The sequence below is a fragment of the Chromohalobacter sp. 296-RDG genome (assembly GCF_029889885.1).
Classification (GTDB): Bacteria; Pseudomonadota; Gammaproteobacteria; order Pseudomonadales; family Halomonadaceae; genus Chromohalobacter.
Window position 1 is genome coordinate 15,867 of record NZ_JARANY010000005.1, and the last position, 15,235, is coordinate 31,101.

General features: G+C 59.3%; 14 protein-coding genes. 4 read left to right on the top strand and 10 right to left on the bottom strand.

What is annotated here, in order from left to right:
* Positions 1–190: 190 nt before the first annotated feature.
* The gene (locus OP495_RS03560) at positions 191–475 is read right to left on the bottom strand and encodes a hypothetical protein (RefSeq protein ID WP_280567271.1); all 285 of its coding nucleotides are present in this window, start codon (positions 473–475) and stop codon (positions 191–193) included.
* Positions 476–505: 30 nt separating this feature from the next.
* On the opposite strand from OP495_RS03560, the gene OP495_RS03565 reads away from it, so the two are divergent.
* The 4 genes from OP495_RS03565 (at position 506) to OP495_RS03580 (ending at position 4,953) form a co-directional block, all read left to right on the top strand.
* Positions 506–1,504, top strand: a complete 999-nt coding sequence (locus tag OP495_RS03565; protein ID WP_280567273.1) for a flagellar biosynthesis protein FlgA — start codon at positions 506–508, stop codon at positions 1,502–1,504.
* Between the two features lie 293 nt (positions 1,505–1,797).
* Positions 1,798–2,766: a tripartite tricarboxylate transporter substrate binding protein gene (locus OP495_RS03570; protein ID WP_280563273.1), complete on the top strand. Its 969-nt coding sequence runs from the start codon at positions 1,798–1,800 to the stop codon at positions 2,764–2,766.
* 134 nt (positions 2,767–2,900) lie between these two features.
* Positions 2,901–3,398, top strand: a complete 498-nt coding sequence (locus OP495_RS03575; protein ID WP_280567276.1) for a tripartite tricarboxylate transporter TctB family protein — start codon at positions 2,901–2,903, stop codon at positions 3,396–3,398.
* A gap of 49 nt (positions 3,399–3,447) precedes the next feature.
* Positions 3,448–4,953 carry a tripartite tricarboxylate transporter permease gene (locus OP495_RS03580; RefSeq protein WP_280567278.1) on the top strand — a complete coding sequence of 502 codons (1,506 nt, stop codon included), beginning with the start codon at positions 3,448–3,450 and terminating at the stop codon, positions 4,951–4,953.
* Between the two features lie 24 nt (positions 4,954–4,977).
* On the opposite strand, the gene OP495_RS03585 is transcribed toward OP495_RS03580, so the two are convergent.
* The 9 genes from OP495_RS03585 to OP495_RS03625 all read right to left on the bottom strand — a co-directional run bounded on the left by OP495_RS03585 (position 4,978) and on the right by OP495_RS03625 (position 15,163).
* Positions 4,978–5,772, bottom strand: coding sequence for a zinc-dependent peptidase (locus OP495_RS03585; protein ID WP_280567281.1), 795 nt, complete (start codon positions 5,770–5,772; stop codon positions 4,978–4,980).
* A gap of 40 nt (positions 5,773–5,812) precedes the next feature.
* Positions 5,813–7,384 (bottom strand): carbon-nitrogen hydrolase family protein, encoded by a 1,572-nt coding sequence (locus OP495_RS03590; protein WP_280567284.1) that lies wholly within the window; start codon positions 7,382–7,384, stop codon positions 5,813–5,815.
* Positions 7,385–7,545: 161 nt separating this feature from the next.
* A complete protein-coding gene (gene nhaC / locus OP495_RS03595; RefSeq protein ID WP_280564806.1) occupies positions 7,546–8,985 on the bottom strand; it encodes a Na+/H+ antiporter NhaC in 1,440 nt (479 codons plus the stop codon).
* Positions 8,986–9,028: 43 nt separating this feature from the next.
* Positions 9,029–10,351 carry an FAD-dependent oxidoreductase gene (locus tag OP495_RS03600; RefSeq protein WP_280564807.1) on the bottom strand — a complete coding sequence of 441 codons (1,323 nt, stop codon included), beginning with the start codon at positions 10,349–10,351 and terminating at the stop codon, positions 9,029–9,031.
* A gap of 324 nt (positions 10,352–10,675) precedes the next feature.
* Positions 10,676–11,347 (bottom strand): GntR family transcriptional regulator, encoded by a 672-nt coding sequence (locus tag OP495_RS03605; protein WP_280564808.1) that lies wholly within the window; start codon positions 11,345–11,347, stop codon positions 10,676–10,678.
* Positions 11,348–11,558: 211 nt separating this feature from the next.
* Positions 11,559–12,506 (bottom strand): dihydrodipicolinate synthase family protein, encoded by a 948-nt coding sequence (locus tag OP495_RS03610; protein ID WP_280564809.1) that lies wholly within the window; start codon positions 12,504–12,506, stop codon positions 11,559–11,561.
* 94 nt (positions 12,507–12,600) lie between these two features.
* Positions 12,601–13,536, bottom strand: a complete 936-nt coding sequence (locus tag OP495_RS03615; RefSeq protein ID WP_280564810.1) for a 4-hydroxyproline epimerase — start codon at positions 13,534–13,536, stop codon at positions 12,601–12,603.
* 280 nt (positions 13,537–13,816) lie between these two features.
* A complete protein-coding gene (locus OP495_RS03620; protein ID WP_280567287.1) occupies positions 13,817–14,437 on the bottom strand; it encodes a flavin reductase family protein in 621 nt (206 codons plus the stop codon).
* A 42-nt stretch (positions 14,438–14,479) separates the two neighbouring features.
* Positions 14,480–15,163 carry a glutathione S-transferase family protein gene (locus tag OP495_RS03625; RefSeq protein ID WP_280567289.1) on the bottom strand — a complete coding sequence of 228 codons (684 nt, stop codon included), beginning with the start codon at positions 15,161–15,163 and terminating at the stop codon, positions 14,480–14,482.
* Positions 15,164–15,235 lie beyond the last annotated feature (72 nt).

Genomic DNA, 15,235 nt, shown 5'->3' on the forward strand with positions numbered 1-15,235 from the left:
TATACCACTAGCCTTCACTCACTATTCGGTACGACGACATGCCGGACAATATGGACAACGTGAGTGGGGGCATGGTCGTTTTCCCGCTTCAGGAATTGGCGATTCTCGAATGAACTATCTGAACTATTTCGAAAGTGACCGGATTGTCGAGGCTTGCGTTGCAGGTGTCGGCGATTTCGGTACTGGTGTATTACGTCAAGCTCTTAATATGAATGCGTTTTCTGCGAGAATCGCGGTCGATGTCGATGCCCGGAGTGCACGCCTGGCCCTCGAGCGTGCTGGAGTCGATATAGCGGCCATCGTCGAGTGCCATGGGGTAGATCAGGCTCGCACGGCTTGGGACGCCGGATGCTATATCGCTAGCGGCGACCTGAGCACCGTCGTCGATTTGCCATTCGATATTCTTGTTGAAGCAACTGGTATACCAGAAGCTGGAGCGTTGCACGCCGAGAGCGCTATTGCGGCTGGCAAGCATGTTGGCATTGCCACCAAGGAAACGGAGTCGGTGATTGGTCCCTACTTGACCCACCAGGCGTTAGAAAAGGGGTTGGTCTTTACCCCACTGGATGGTGATCAGCCCAGTCTCTTGATCGGTATGGTGACTTGGGCCAGGACGTTGGGCTTCGAAATCATCGCCGCTGGCAAGAGCAGTGAATACGATTTCGTCTGGGACGAGGCGAACCAGGAAATACACTGCAACGATGCACGTTATCCGCTGCCGTCCATGGCCGACCTGTGGACGCTGGCGGATAGTCGGGAAGCCGAGATGGCGGGCGCGCGAATCGAAACCGCCAGCGATATGCAGCTGATCTCGGTACCGGATCTTTGCGAGATGACCAATGTCGCCAATGCAACGGGGCTATTCCCCGATCGCCCGGAATTCCACGCACCGTTATTGAGAATCCCCGAAGTGCCGACGGTACTGGATACCCACGAGCAGGGCGGCATCCTCAAGCATGGCGGTCGGCTGGAGGTCTTCAACTGCCTGCGCAGGCCGGATGAGGTCAGCTTCGCTGGCGGAGTGTTTGTCGTCCTGCGCTGCGAAGACCCCGCATCCTGGGAACTGTTGCGCGGCAAGGGACACGTGGTCAGCCGTAATGGGGCAAGTGCGATGGTGTACCTTCCACGTCATCTACTGGGCCTTGAGGCGCCGATCTCGCTGCTCGATGCCGTACTGCATGGCCTGCCATCGGGCGGTGGAGGTGCGACCCAGCCGAGAGTTGATCTGGTCGCAAGGGCCATCCGCGATCTTCCGGCCGGGCATCGTTTCGAGATGAACGGTCACCACCGTGTCATCGATGGACTGCGTCCGGAGGTGCACCCGGCCCGGCCTATCGATGGAGGGGGCGCGGCTCCATTCTATCTGCTGCCGGGAGCGCGTTTGTTGCGAGACGTCACGGCGGATGAGCCGATTCCTTTCGATGCACTGGATAATGTCCCCGATTCCGCGTTGCTGAGATTGCGGCGCGAGCAGGACAGGAACTTCTTTCAGGAGCAAGCATGAGACGTGAGACCGCTTCGTGCCTGGAGGTACGGTACTACGGTCTACGGCAGTCTGAGGTCTGTCATCGAGATATTAGCGCGGGGTTATGCGGGCATTCCTATAGACGTTCACGAACCCAAGAATTCTCAACGGCAAGGAGGTGAACACCTGCAGCAACGTTATCGAAAAATGCGTGACTGACAAAGCCGCGCATCGTTGGACATCAAATCACGGTTCCGATGGACCGGACGGAACGCATGCGCCGCTCCGTCTATCAACGACAATATTTCTTTATTTGAGAGGGAGCCAGTCAAATGCTCGATAAATACAAACTCGCGGCGATTGGTATTCTGGGCGTGAGTGTGGCCGCCGTCAGCGGCACCACCCTAGCCAGTTCCGAAGCCTCGGACTACCCATCCGGCAACATCAAGGCGCTGGTCGCTGCCGGCGCAGGTGGCGGTACTGACAATTTCACCAGACAGGTCCAGCCAATGCTGGAGAAGCGCCTGGATACCACGGTGACTGTCATCGACCTGCCCACGGCATCCGGTGCTATCGCCCATCAGCGCACTGCCAACAATGCACCCGACGGCCAGACCCTGGACTTTGCGTCGTCGACCCTCATCACCTCGCTAGCCGCTGGCCAGAATCCGACTGGGCTCGACCAACTGACGCCGGTGGCGCGCATGCAGTCAGACGTCATGACGCTGATCGTGAATCCTGACAAGTACGAAAATTTCCAGGAATTCTATGACTATGCCAAGAATAATCCCGGCGAGGTGGTGATCGGTGGGACCGCTGCTGCAAGTCCCGACAAAATGGCATTTCTTGGCTTCAAGGATGCCAGTGGTCTGGAGATGAATTTCATTCCCTACGACGAGGAAGGCAGCGTTTCATCCAATGTGCTGAGTGGCAACATCGACGGCATGTTTGGCGAGATAAGCTCAATTCTGGGCTACATGGAGTCCGGTAAAATGAAGCCCATTCTGGTCTTTGCCGATAAGCGTCTCGAGGACTTCCCAGATATACCGACAACCGTCGAAAAGGGATGGGATCTGACGGACGGCAACGAGCGGGGAGTGTTCGTTAACGCCGACACGCCGGAGAAGACGGTGGCCGCTATCGAAAGTGCGCTCAAGGACATCTACGAGTCCGACAAGTACCAGGATTACGCCAGCAAAGTCCATCTGGATTACCGCGAAGGCTGGATGGGTAGTGATGCCTATAGAAAGGAACTCAAGGCTGATCTCAAGCAGTACAAGCGACTGCTCAAAAACGAGTGACCCGGAAAGTTCTATAGGTAGGGGCAGCATTTCTCGGAAGGCAATGGAGTGAGTGACGTCAGGAACATGCTGCCTCTTTTTCTTCCTTCGGCGCCGGAGAACTCGGCGCCGCCCCTACATCTTCGGTGTCAGTCATGACTAGAAAGCTGTATGCCTTTATTGCTTGTGTCTTCGTCGGGGGGCTCGTCTTCCTGACGAAGACCTGGCAATTGCCGAGTTCCGAGGAGGTCTCCACGCTTATCGGGCCGCGCACCTGGCCATTGTTGGTGCTGGTGGCGATGCTCGTTCTAGCGACGATGCTGGCTGTTACGACCCATGTCGAATCGAGCAAGTCGAAGGGCAGCAATCTTGCGACTAAAGAGGACGACGGCCCCGAAGAAGCCGCCGCCGAGGAGACCGTAAGCGGTGGCATCTTCGCCCGGAATCGCCACTGGGTTCTTCTCGTGCTGGTGGTGCTGTATACAGTATCGATGAGCCTCGTGGGTTTCTTGTGGGCGACGATCGGCTTCTCTCTACTTTGCAGCCTGACCCTGGGCGCGACACGCAAAATGACGATTGGCATGACCACGCTGGCGGGGGTGGTTCTGGTGCTGCTCGTCTTCGACACCCTGCTGAACATTCCCTTGCCGTGATCGCGACGGTCGATGTACACGCCACAGGTGTAACTGAGGAAGACAGACAATGCTAGACGGTCTTATGAACGGCTTTTCGGTTGTCCTACAGCCGATGAATTTCCTGATTCTGTTATCCGCCGTGTTCATCGGGTTCATTGGTGGCGCCTTGCCGGGCATTAGCGGCGTTATTCTGGTCGTTATCCTGCTACCGGTAACTTATGGCATGGATTCGACGACGGCTTTCATGCTGTTGACGGCGATTTATGCTTCTACAGTTTTCTCGGGACTGATTACCGCCATCCTCTACCGGGCGCCCGGAACACCGGAAGCCGTCATGACCTCCTTTGACGGCTATCCCATGACCCAACGGGGTGAGGCCGGGAAGGCTCTGGGCATCGGGATATTGAGCTCAGCGATTGGAGGGCTCGTAGGCACCATTGCGCTTATCGTCTTCGCTCCGATGTTGGCGTCGGTAGCGCTGAAGTTCTCGTCACCGGAATTCTTCGCTCTGGCAGTGCTTGGTCTGACCGTGGTGGCGTCGCTGGGCGGTAGCTTGCTGCTCGGTCTGATCGGCGCCATGATCGGGCTGTTCGTGGCCTCGGTAGGTATCGATCCGATGACCGGCACCTTGCGCTATACCTTCGGCAACCTCAACTTGGCTGGCGGGATTCAACTGATCCCGATCATTGTGGGAATGTTCGCCATCTCCGAAGTGCTGAAGCGTGCCCAGGGCAACGCTCCGCACACGCCGATCAAGAAAGTCAAGATCCGAATATTCGACATGCCTGTCATCCGGCGGATTCGGCTGACCCTAGCCCGGTCATCGATTCTCGGAGTTGCCATCGGTACTCTACCGGGCATCGGCGCAAGCACAGCAGCCATGGTGAGCTATAGTGAGGCGATGCGTTGGTCCCGGCACCCTAAGGAATTCGGTAAGGGCGTACCGGAAGGAATCGCGGCCCCTGAAGCGGCCAACAACGCCGCAGCAATGGGCGCTCTCGTACCACTTTTCGCCTTGGGCATCCCCGGCAGTGGTACGACGGCCGTCATTCTGGGGGCTTTCATCATGCATGGTCTGCAGCCCGGTCCGTCCTTCATGATCAACAACGGCGATCTAATCTATGCTGTATTCGTTGGTCTCCTTATCGTCAACTTGCTTATTCTGGCATTCTCCAAGCCATTCGTCGCCGTGCTATCACGGATGTTGAATATTCCCTATTCGGCCTTGGGGCCGATCATCATCATCTGCTGTGTGGTGGGTACGTATTCGGTACAGAACTCGATGTTCGATGTCTGGCTCATGCTGGGCTTCGGGGTGATGGGTTTCTTGCTTGAGAAAATCAATTTCCCATTGGTCGCTATTATTCTTGGTGTTGTGCTGGGGCCTATCGCTGAGAGCGAATTCCGTCGGTCACTGGGCATGTCGCAGGGCGATCCGTCGATCTTTTTCTCGCGGCCGATCAGCGCAACCTTGCTGTGCATAGCCATCACCGTAGTGACGCTGGCGATTATCGTTCCACTGATCAAGTACCTGAGAAAGCGCAACGCGCGACTGGGGGACGCCCATCAGTGACATCTGGGTGGGCTCGCTGACCGCTTATTGTGATGACATGGAGTCAGAGGCTGCATGTAGGCGCGTTAACGGCTCCTGCCGGAAGTAGCGCCCCAGTAGCGCGTAGAGCTTGGGGTAGGCGCTGTTGAGGACATTGGGGGCGGTGAAAAATGTTTCGCAGCAGACCGCGAAGCATTCACCCGGGTGCGTGGCGGCGTAGTCGTCGATGGGCGTGGCCTCGCCGCGTTCGAGATGCGCCTGTAGATCGTTCCATACGTCGGTGAAGACGCGGTGCCAATCGCGCGGGTCGATATCGCGCGGCAGGGGCGGAAAGCCGTCGGCGTCCAGTGAGTTGCCCATGTCCAGCTTGTGTGCGAATTCGTGGATGACGACATTGAAACCGCCCCAACCACCACTTTCCTGAATATCCGACAAGGCGAGGACGATGGGGCCCTGGTGCCAGGTCTCGCCGACACGATCGTCCTCGTATTCGTGGACCACACCGGCTTCATCCATCTCCTCGACCTTGCGGCGAAAGGCCTCCGGCAGCACGAGGATCTCATGGACATTGGCGAAGGCTTCGTGGGCGTTGCTCTCCGACCAGTAGAGTGTCATCAGGCAGGCCTGGGCGACCAGCGCCAGGCGTGCGGGCAGGTCGAACAGCTCGTCGTCGAACAGCGAAAGCCGCTTGTGGCGCAGAAAGGCCCAGGCGCGCTCCCCGAGACGTCGGGCATCGCTCTCGGGAAGCGCCATCAACAGCGGTACCCGAGCCTGACCCTCGGCCCAAGCCTCGACGGGGAAGGAATGGCGCCCGCCACGCCAGGCGTTCCACCATTTCATCGTCGAACTCCTCTACACCTTCTTCCGTGAGCGTAGTGCCTCAGGTGTCTTCCTGGCGCGACCCGGATTTCCACGACCAGTCACGCCAGCGCAGGTCGAAAAGATCCTGGCGGCGGTCCTTCAAGTTGGTGACCGAGCCTTCGTTGCGCACCACCGTGAGACGGGTCAGGTCGAGATCCGAGAACATGATCATCTCAGTATTGGGAGTGGTTTCGGCCAGCACCGCATCGTGGGGAAAGGCGAAGTCCGAGGGTGAGAACACCGAGGACTGCGCGTACTGAATCTCCATGTTCTCGATCGACGGCACGTTGCCGACGCTGCCGCACAGTACCACGTAGCATTCGTTTTCGATGGCGCGCGCCTGAGAGCAGTGGCGCACTCGCAGATAACCGTTTTTGGTATCGGTCCAGAACGGCACGAAGAGGATATCCATGTCCTGATCGGCGAGCAGGCGCGAGAGTTCCGGAAATTCGACATCATAGCAGATCAGAATGCCGATTCGACCGGCATCGGTGTCGAAGACGCGCAGGTCGTCACCGCCTTCGATGATCCAGTCGCGGCGCTCCTGGGGCGTGATGTGCAGCTTGGCTTGGGCCTCTATGTCGCCGTCGCGGTGGAAGAGATAAGAGATGTTGTAGAGATGCCCGTCGTCGTGCTCCTCGATCATCGAGCCGGCGATGATATTGATATTGTAGGACACTGCCATGCGTGACAGCTCGGTCTTGAAGTGTGCGGTGAAGCCGGCCAGGAAGCGGATGGCCGCGATTTGATCCTGCTGGGCGGCGCGATCCTGCAGGCCCATCAGCGGAGCGTTGAAGAGCTCCGGGAAGATCGCGAAGTCGCTCTGGTAATCCGAGAGTGCATCGATGAAGTATTCGGCCTGTTGCAGCACCGCCTCCACCGAGGAGAACTCGCGCATCTGCCATTGCACCGCGCCCACTCGCACCTGCGTCTTGCGGGTATCGAGCACCGATTCGGCGGGCTCGAAGAGGATGTTGTTCCACTCCAGCAGGGTCGCGTAGCCCTGGGACTTTTCATCTTCCGGCAGATACTTGCGCAACAGCCGCTTGACCTGGAAGTCATTGGCCAACTGGAACGACAGGATGGGGTCGTGGATCTCCTTGCGCGAGACCTGATCCAGGTACTCGGCCGGCGACATTTCGCTGGCATGCTGGTGGTAGTTGGGAATTCGGCCGCCGGCCAGGATGGCGCGCATATTCAGTGACTTACACAGATCCTTGCGGGCTTCGTAGAGGCGTCTGCCGAGCCGATAGCCGCGATAAGCCGGATCGATCAACACGTCCAGGCCATACATGGCGTCGCCCTCGGGAGCGTTGAGGATGATCTCCCGTTGATCCATCAGGTCGTCGTAGCGGTGCGGGTTGGAAAATTCCTCGTAGTCGACGCGGGCGGTCAGGGCTACGCCAACGAGGGTCTCGTCGTCCTCGATGACGATCTGTCCGTCGGGGAACTCGCTGATCAGTCGCTCGATGGTGCGCTTGGGCCAGGCGCCGCCGATATCGTGATAGACCCGGTCCATCAGCGTCTTGAGCTGCGGATAGTCCTCGGGCGTCAGATTGCGAAGATTGAGGTGAAGATCATCGAGGGACATGCGCGCGTCCTGCCTTGCGGATACGAAAGTGAGCACTAGTGTATCATGCAGAACGCGTGGCTCATGAGGTAGCGGCTGGGTGGTGGAAAGCCCCTTGCGGCCGCAAAAAGCCCTGCACGGGGCAGGGCTGATCAGGTGACGAGAGAACTATCGGTGCCGTGTCACGAGGCTTGGAAGTTCTGTCGCGTGTTGGCGTCGTCTTGTGCCTCGGTCTTGGGCTGGGTTCTCCAGATGGCGATGTTGGCGTAGCCATAGAAGATCGAGATCACGATCACTAGCATGTGGTACCAGAGGAAGGGCAGGTAGGTCATGGTTGAGACGCCGAGAGTAGTGGCCATGAACACACCGCCGTCGGTCCAGGGCACCATTGGAGTAGTGATGGTGCCGCCCGCTTCGGCATTACGCGAGAGCACCCGCCGATCAACGCCTTGGTCGTCGTAATTCTTCCCGGTGATGGTGCTGGCGGTGATCAGCGAAACGTAGGCTGCGCCGCCGAAGAAGTTACCGAAGAAGCCACCCAGCATGGTCGAGACCGTCAAGCGTCCCGGGTTATTGGCCCAGCGCAAGAAGCCATTGCTGATCGTTTTGAGGATACCCACTTGGCTCATCAGGCCGCCGAGGCCCAAGGCAAACAGGATCAACGCCACGACACTGAGCATGGACTCGATGCCGCCACGGTTGAGCAGCGTGTTTAGAAACTCCACGTCGGACTGCATGTCGTTGCCTACATAGGCGATGCGAATGGCATCGATGGGGCCGATACCTTGGGCCCACCAGGCGCAGATACTGCCCAGGACGGCGCCGAAGGTGATGACTGGAATGGCCGGGTAGCGGCGGGTCAGCAGCCCGATCACGATCACCGCCGGCAGCAGTAGCCACGGGCTGATGGTGAAATTGGTTTCTAGTGCTTGCATGGCGACAGTGGCGCGCGAGGTGTCCACATCGCCACTGACATAAAAGAAGCCGACGACCAGAAACAGAATTGATGCGATCGGAATGGCGAGTGCGCTTACCGTCATCATGGAACGAATGTGGTCAATCAGATTGACCTTGCATAGTGATGCGGTCATCACCGTGGTGTCGGACAGCGGCGACATCTTGTCGCCGACGTAAGCGCCGGAGATGACGGCGCCGGCCACCAACGGGAGCGGAATGCCGAAGCTATGACCGATCCCCATCATGGCGACGCCGGCGGTGCCTGCAGTACCGAAAGAGGTACCGGTGGATAGCGAGGTCAGGGCGCAGATGACGAAGGCGGCGAACAGGAATATCTGCGGGTTCATCACCGTCAGCCCGTAGTAGATGATGCTGGGCACGATGCCCCCGGCGATCCAGGTGCCGATCAGGGCGCCGACGGTGGTGAGAACCAGCACTGCTTCCATGCCATTGTGAATGCCGTCGATGAGGCCTTCCTGCATGGGGGCGTAGGGCATCTTGAGCTTCAGGCCGAGTGCCATGACCAGAAACCAGGAAGCGAACAGCGCAAGCTGAATGGGGAGGCCGAGCACGTTGATGCTGAGGAACATGATGGCGATGAAGCCCACCATGATGGTCAGCACTTCGGCCATGCTGGGTAGCCTCGGGGCATTGGATGAGGACATGATATCTCCTTTGGTCTTGTTGTCTGAATTGAGGGGATTGCGTCTAGAAGCGATCGAGCCGATAGGGGGGCAACTCGGGAAGTGCTTGGTCGGTAGCAGGGAGAGCGCGTCGGGACGCGTCGGCCTCCGCCGCTCCTGGCATTGCCAGCCCGGCTATAAGTTCGGCCGTCACCGCGGCTTGGGTAAGTCCCAGATGGTGATGCCCGAAAGCCAGCAGCACCCTGCCGTCTTTTGCGCTATCGATGACGGGCAGCGAATCGGGCAGGGAAGGGCGAAAACCCATCCAGGGCGTTGCCTCTGCGGCATCGAGAGGTGTTTTGAAAAGGCCCTGGCTCAAGCGATGCAGCTGCCAGGCCCGTGCCATGTTGGGCGGCCGCTTGAGGCCCGCGAATTCGACGGTACCCGCCAGGCGCAGGCCCTCTGACATCGGCGTCATGATGAAACGGCGCTCCAGTGACGTCACCGCCGTGGGTAGACGCGACTGCTCGCCGGGCAGCATCAGGTGATAGCCGCGCTCGGTGTCCAACGGTACCCGCGTGCCAGTGAGGTTGGCGGTAAGCGCTGCCGAGTGTGCCCCGCAGGCTACCAATGCCTGGCGTCCATGAAGCCGCCCCAAGGCGGTTGTCTCGAGCGTGACGCCATGGGAGTTAACATGGCCGGAGACGACCTCGCCCTGGCAGAACTTGACGCCCTCGGCCTTGGCCGCTGCTACCAGACGTTGTGCGACCAAGAGCGGGTCGACGACGTGGCCGGTCGCAGGAAAGAACAGGCCGCCGCGAATCGAGTCGGCGAGCTGCGGGGCAATGTCGCGAATCGCGTCTCCCCGCCAATGCTCAACCGCCACGCTTTGTTCCGACATGCAGGTCTGCAGTGCCTCCAGTTCGGCGCGCGAGTCTGCCTGCTCGTAGACCATGAAGGATCCGTCTTCCTTCAGTAGATGGTTGCCATCGACCGATTCAAGCAGTCGACGCCAGGCACTTAGGCTTACCTCGTTGAGCGCGCGGATACCACTCACGCTGTTCTGGTAGGGCGCTTGGCGTAGATTCAGCAATAATCGAGTGAACCAAGGCAGCGCCTTGGGAAGGTAACGCCAGTCCAGGTGCAGTGGCCCCATGGGGTCCATCAGCATGCTAGGCAGGCGTTTGAGAATCGAGGCATCGGCGATGGGAAAGACCTGCTCGGTGGCCATGTGTCCCGCATTGCCAAAGGAAGCCCCCATGCCTGGCGCTTGCTTGTCTACCACCAGCACTTTCAAGCCCTTCCGGCTCAGCGCGAGAGCACTTGCAATACCAACCACACCGGCGCCGATAACGGTGACGTCGGCATGGTGAGTGTCGTCTTGGAAGGCTTGGCCATATGAGCCCATAGGGATCCCTCAACTGACAGACCAATTTGTATTTGTCGATTGTATAAAATATAAGATATGTCGTTGCCAGCTTCAAGACGGAACTCGACCAAAGTCGTGACGCGACGCGTGAATGACATCATCGGTAGCGGACGACTGCGGGATAGCGTAACGGATGGGGCCTGCCGTGGCGCCCAGGGGCACTCCGAGCGAGTAAAAGCGAGAATGCACCGACGCGCCGGCACTGGGTCGGGTGATGGCCGAAGGTCCGACGCTTGGTGATTGGGCAGTAATGAAGAGAAACGCTTGCGCTTGATGGGCGATAGCCGGTTTATGATGCGCCGATCATGATGTTTCGGGCTGTTTAGCGCGCTCTTCGAGCAGCGCGACGATGCCTTCGCAGGCTTCCTGGATATGCGTCTTCAACAACTCACAGGCTTGGTCGGCATCGCCTTGACGGGCCAGTTCGAGGAGTCCGCGATGTTCCTGCTCGGCTTTCTCGATTTCCTGGGTGTAGACCAACTGCATGCGAATATAGCGATCGGACTTGGTGTTCAATTGGCTGATCAGGGAGAGGGTTTCAGGTAGCTCGGCCGGGGCGTAAAGCGCCTGGTGAAAGGCGAAGTTGTACTCGCTCCAGTTATCGATATCGCCGCCGGAATTCAGCGCCTGGTCATACTCGAGGAGGGTGTCTTCGGCCTTTTTCAGGTCTGTGTCGGTGAGCCCGTTGATGGCATGACGCAGTACGTAGGTCTCGAGCAAAACGCGAAGGTCGAAAAGTTCGCGGATCTTGGCCACGGAAAGCTCGGTAGTGAAGGCTCCCCGGTGGGCGTGAAATTCGACCAGCCCCTCGGACTCTAGTGTCAGCAAGGCTTCACGAACGGGGATGCGGCTGACGTCGTAGTCTTTGGCCAAGGCGTCCTGGCGCAGCTGGGTGCCGCCTTTGAATTCTCCGCCAAGGATACGCCCGCGTAGATCATCCGCGACGAATTGCGCTCGTGTCTTGTAAGTCGCCATGGCCGGCCCCTGCCGAAGATTGGAATTTGCATACTGTATACAAACTGCAATGAATGTCCAAGATGAGGACATGGAACGTCGCGTTCAGACCGCGCCATGCGAGAGCGCTCGGCTTGTTGTATCGGGAAGGGAAGCCGGGAGGCCGGTCATCGTAGACCTCCCGGCATGTCGGTGCGGCGACACCTATGGCGTCTAGATGGAGGTGTCTCGTTCAGGCATCGTCGAGGGCGGCAGACCAGTTCGCGTACCAGGTACGGAACAGCTCGTATTGGGTTTCGATATAGCGTCGCTGGGCGTCGCTGAGCACGTCGCTCTCGTTGAAATGCAGCGCGTACTCGCTCTCGCCGTTGAGCACCATCAGATGCTTGTAGTAGAGCACCAGATCGGCGCCTTCGTCGAAGGAGGACAGTACGCCGAGCGCTTCTTCGAGCTCCCTGGCCAGGCGGCGAGCGGTGACGTCTCCCTCGGCCGCTTTCTTGCTGAGTGCGACAAGGTGCAACACTTCGCGGGGCAGAGCGTTGCCGATACCGGTGATGGCACCGGTGGCGCCGCAGTTGACGAAGCCGTGGTAGACGGTGGTGTCGACACCGACCATCAGGGTGACGTCAGCGTCCTGTGAGGTGATGTGCTCCGCCGCGTAACGCAGGTCATTGGCGCCCCCAAACTCCTTGAAGCCGATCAAGTTCGCGTGTTTGGCGCGAAGCTCGAAGAACAGGTCGGCACGGGTGGCGAAGCCGTAGTGAGGGCTGTTGTAGATCACTGCCGGCAGATTGGGTGCGGCGTCGAGAATGGCCGAGAAGTGAGCCTTCTGCGCGGTGGCGGACGTGCCGCGGGACAGCACGCGGGGAATGACCATGAGTCCATCGGCACCGACCTTGGCCGCATGAGCAGCATGGGAGACGGCTTCCTTGGAGTTGACCGCACCGGTGCCGACGATGGTCGGAATGCCGGCCCCGACCAGGCGTGCAACGCCTTCTTGACGCTGCGCTTCGCTTAGAAGAGGCCAGTCGCCCATGGAGCCGCAGTACACCACGCCGTTCATTCCCAGTTCGATCAGTTCACGACCCTTGGCGACCAGGGCGTCGAAATCTGGCTGACGGTCGGCGGTGCAGGGCGTCATCAATGCGGGAATGCAACCGGTAAAGATGGCATCGTTCATCGTTGTTCCTCGAGAGTTGGTTCATTGCATGCAAGGGGCTCAGCGCAGCGGCATCGCTGTAATGCCCGGCGCTGAATCGTCGAGATAAGATGGATCACTGACGCGTGATTCCCCAGGCGAACGGGTCCTGTTCGTCGATTAGCAAGGTGGCGTCGGCGCTGAGATAGGCGCGTCCCTTGATCGAGGGGCGAATGCGATCGCCTTCCCATTCGTAGGAGGCCTCGAGCTGGCCGCCGCAGATACTCGCCTGTGTCCAGATCTGCCTCGGCGCCAGCTTGCCATCGGCGGCGAGACAGGCGAGCTTGGCGCTGGTGCCGGTGCCACAGGGCGAGCGGTCATAAGCCTTGCCGGGACACAGCACGAAATTTCGGCTGTCGGCCTCGCGGTCGTCGCAGAAGAGTTCGATGTGGTCGATGACGCCGCCGTTTTCCCCGGTAATCGATTGGGCTTCCAGCGCTTGTCGAATGGCCCAGGTGTAGTCGGTGAGAGCCTCGACATTATCGAGTTCGAGGGTCATGTCGTGATCGCTGACCAGGAAGAACCAGTTGCCGCCCCAGGCAATGTCGCCATGTACGATGTCGTACCCCGGCACCTCGACAGGGACCTGGCGGCGATGACGGTAGGAGAGGACATTGCGTACGGTCACGGCGCCGTCCCCGTGAAGCGTGGCGTTGATGGGCCCCGCCGGGGTATCGATCTTATGGCAGCCCGGTGTCATTCGTCCCAAGTGGTGTAGCGACGCCACCAGCCCGATGGTGCCGTGACCGCACATGCCGAGATAACCGCTGTTGTTGAAGAAGATGACCCCGCAACTGGCATCGCTGGACTCGGGCTCGCAGTACAGCGCGCCGACCAGCACGTCGTGCCCACGCGGCTCCAGCATGAGGGCCCGGCGCCATGCATCGTGATTGTCGCGAAAGTCATCGCATTTATCGGCGATGGTGTTACCGGAAAGTGTGGGGATGCCCTCCATGACCAATCGTGTCGGTTCACCCGCGGTGTGGGAATCGATGACGTGCACACGTTTCATAAGCCACCTTCGCTCGATCTTGTTGGTTTTATATTTTATACAATCTTCAAAGGATTTTGTGAAGTCATGTCCGTTGACAGTCATCCAAGGTAGTCACGTGGTAAAGCACATACCGCGGATCGTGCATGCACGCACGCATGAGCCGGCACCACGTCGATGAGAAAAAGCACCGCGTGGGCCGGCGAGACGGAAGGGGAGCCAGTAAGAGAGAATGACATTCTGGACTGCACCGTGGCAGATGCCTTAAGCGAGTCCCAAGCTGTTACGGCAGTGCGTGTGATTAACCTGGCCGGTACATCTTGAAGTTCTGCTCGGCGCTGACTTCGAAGTAATCGGCCGGGCCGCCGCCGCGCAGAATGGGGTGTGCCTCGGCGGTCTGATAGACGCCGTCATGCAGCAGTGACTGGTCGATGTGTACACCGACGACCTCGCCCAGTACCAACCACGTCTCGAGAGACTCACCAGCGGCGGATTGGAGCTGAATCAGCTGACTCAGCCGACACTCGAAGGCGACGCGCGCTTCGGCGACGTGCGGTACGCCGACGACCTGGGAAGCGCGCGGTGTGAGGCCGGCCAACGCGAATTCGTCGACCTCGGGTGCCACGCTGGCACAGCTGGCATTCATCTGCTCGGCGAGCGGGCGGGTCGCCAAGTGCCAGCAAAACTCGCCGGTGGCGGCGATGTTACGCACGCTGTCCTTGTAGCCGATGCTGGAGAAGCCCACGATCGGCGGCGTGTAATTGAAAGCGTTGAAGAAGCTGTAAGGTGCCAGGTTCAGGTGGCCGTCGCGATCCTGAGAGGAAACCCAGCCGATCGGGCGAGGCCCGACGATGGCGTTGAAGGGATCGTGGGGCAAGCCGTGGCCTTGGTGCGGCTCGTAGAAGTGAAATCCGTCACGCATGATATGTTCCTTGCTGAAGTTGAGCGGTGTAAACGGGGAAGGCTACGCGCGGCGATCTTCCAAGACGCGCCGACCGCGTAGGCAATCTTGTTCGTGAGGCTCGTCGATCCACGGCTCGGCGATACCCTGCGTTATCCAGTCAGCGACGCTGGGATGCTCGAGCAGGCGTTGAGCATAGAGAAGTGCTGTCTCACCCAGTGGTAAGCCATAGCCATGAATACGCACCGCTACCGGGGCGAAAAAGGCATCGACGGCGGTAAAACGGTCACCCGCCAACCAAGGCCCACCGAAGCGTTTCAAGCCTTCACACCATAGTGCGTCCAGTCGGGCCAAGTCCTCTTGCAATGCCTCGCTCGGCGTACCCAACGCGATACGCAACGCGCAGTTCATGGAGCATTCGTCACGCAAGGCCGGGAATCCGGAATGCATTTCGGCGGTGGCGCAACGTGCCCAGGCGCGGGCAGCTCGTGACTGAGGCCAGAGGTCTGGGTAGGCTTCGGCGACATACTCGATAATCGCCAATGAGTCCCAAACCACGTTGTCACCCTCATGTAGACAAGGCACCTTGGCTGAGGGTGAGAACGACATGAAGTCGGTTTGCGGACCGGCGCCCTTGAAAGGCGTAAGTTCTTCCTCGAAGGGAATTCCGAGTGCTTCCAGGGCGACCCACGCGCGCATTGACCAGGAAGAGTAGTTCTTGTTGGCGATAAACAGTTGATACGGCATGGGCTTCTCCTTTTTGGACGCGAGTGATCGCAACAGCTATCGGCGGGGGAGAACCTCATCTTGGCAGGGGGT

Coding starts and splice junctions, on each gene's coding strand:
- OP495_RS03625 (WP_280567289.1), bottom strand. CDS start 15,163: ATGCCGTATCAACTGTTTATCGCCAACAAGAACTACTCTTCCTGGTCA.
- OP495_RS03615 (WP_280564810.1), bottom strand. CDS start 13,536: ATGAAACGTGTGCACGTCATCGATTCCCACACCGCGGGTGAACCGACA.
- OP495_RS03600 (WP_280564807.1), bottom strand. CDS start 10,351: ATGGGCTCATATGGCCAAGCCTTCCAAGACGACACTCACCATGCCGAC.
- OP495_RS03580 (WP_280567278.1), top strand. CDS start 3,448: ATGCTAGACGGTCTTATGAACGGCTTTTCGGTTGTCCTACAGCCGATG.
- OP495_RS03575 (WP_280567276.1), top strand. CDS start 2,901: ATGACTAGAAAGCTGTATGCCTTTATTGCTTGTGTCTTCGTCGGGGGG.
- OP495_RS03605 (WP_280564808.1), bottom strand. CDS start 11,347: ATGGCGACTTACAAGACACGAGCGCAATTCGTCGCGGATGATCTACGC.
- OP495_RS03585 (WP_280567281.1), bottom strand. CDS start 5,772: ATGAAATGGTGGAACGCCTGGCGTGGCGGGCGCCATTCCTTCCCCGTC.
- OP495_RS03610 (WP_280564809.1), bottom strand. CDS start 12,506: ATGAACGATGCCATCTTTACCGGTTGCATTCCCGCATTGATGACGCCC.
- OP495_RS03560 (WP_280567271.1), bottom strand. CDS start 475: ATGCTTGCCAGCCGCAATAGCGCTCTCGGCGTGCAACGCTCCAGCTTC.
- OP495_RS03620 (WP_280567287.1), bottom strand. CDS start 14,437: ATGCGTGACGGATTTCACTTCTACGAGCCGCACCAAGGCCACGGCTTG.
- nhaC (WP_280564806.1), bottom strand. CDS start 8,985: ATGTCCTCATCCAATGCCCCGAGGCTACCCAGCATGGCCGAAGTGCTG.
- OP495_RS03590 (WP_280567284.1), bottom strand. CDS start 7,384: ATGTCCCTCGATGATCTTCACCTCAATCTTCGCAATCTGACGCCCGAG.
- OP495_RS03570 (WP_280563273.1), top strand. CDS start 1,798: ATGCTCGATAAATACAAACTCGCGGCGATTGGTATTCTGGGCGTGAGT.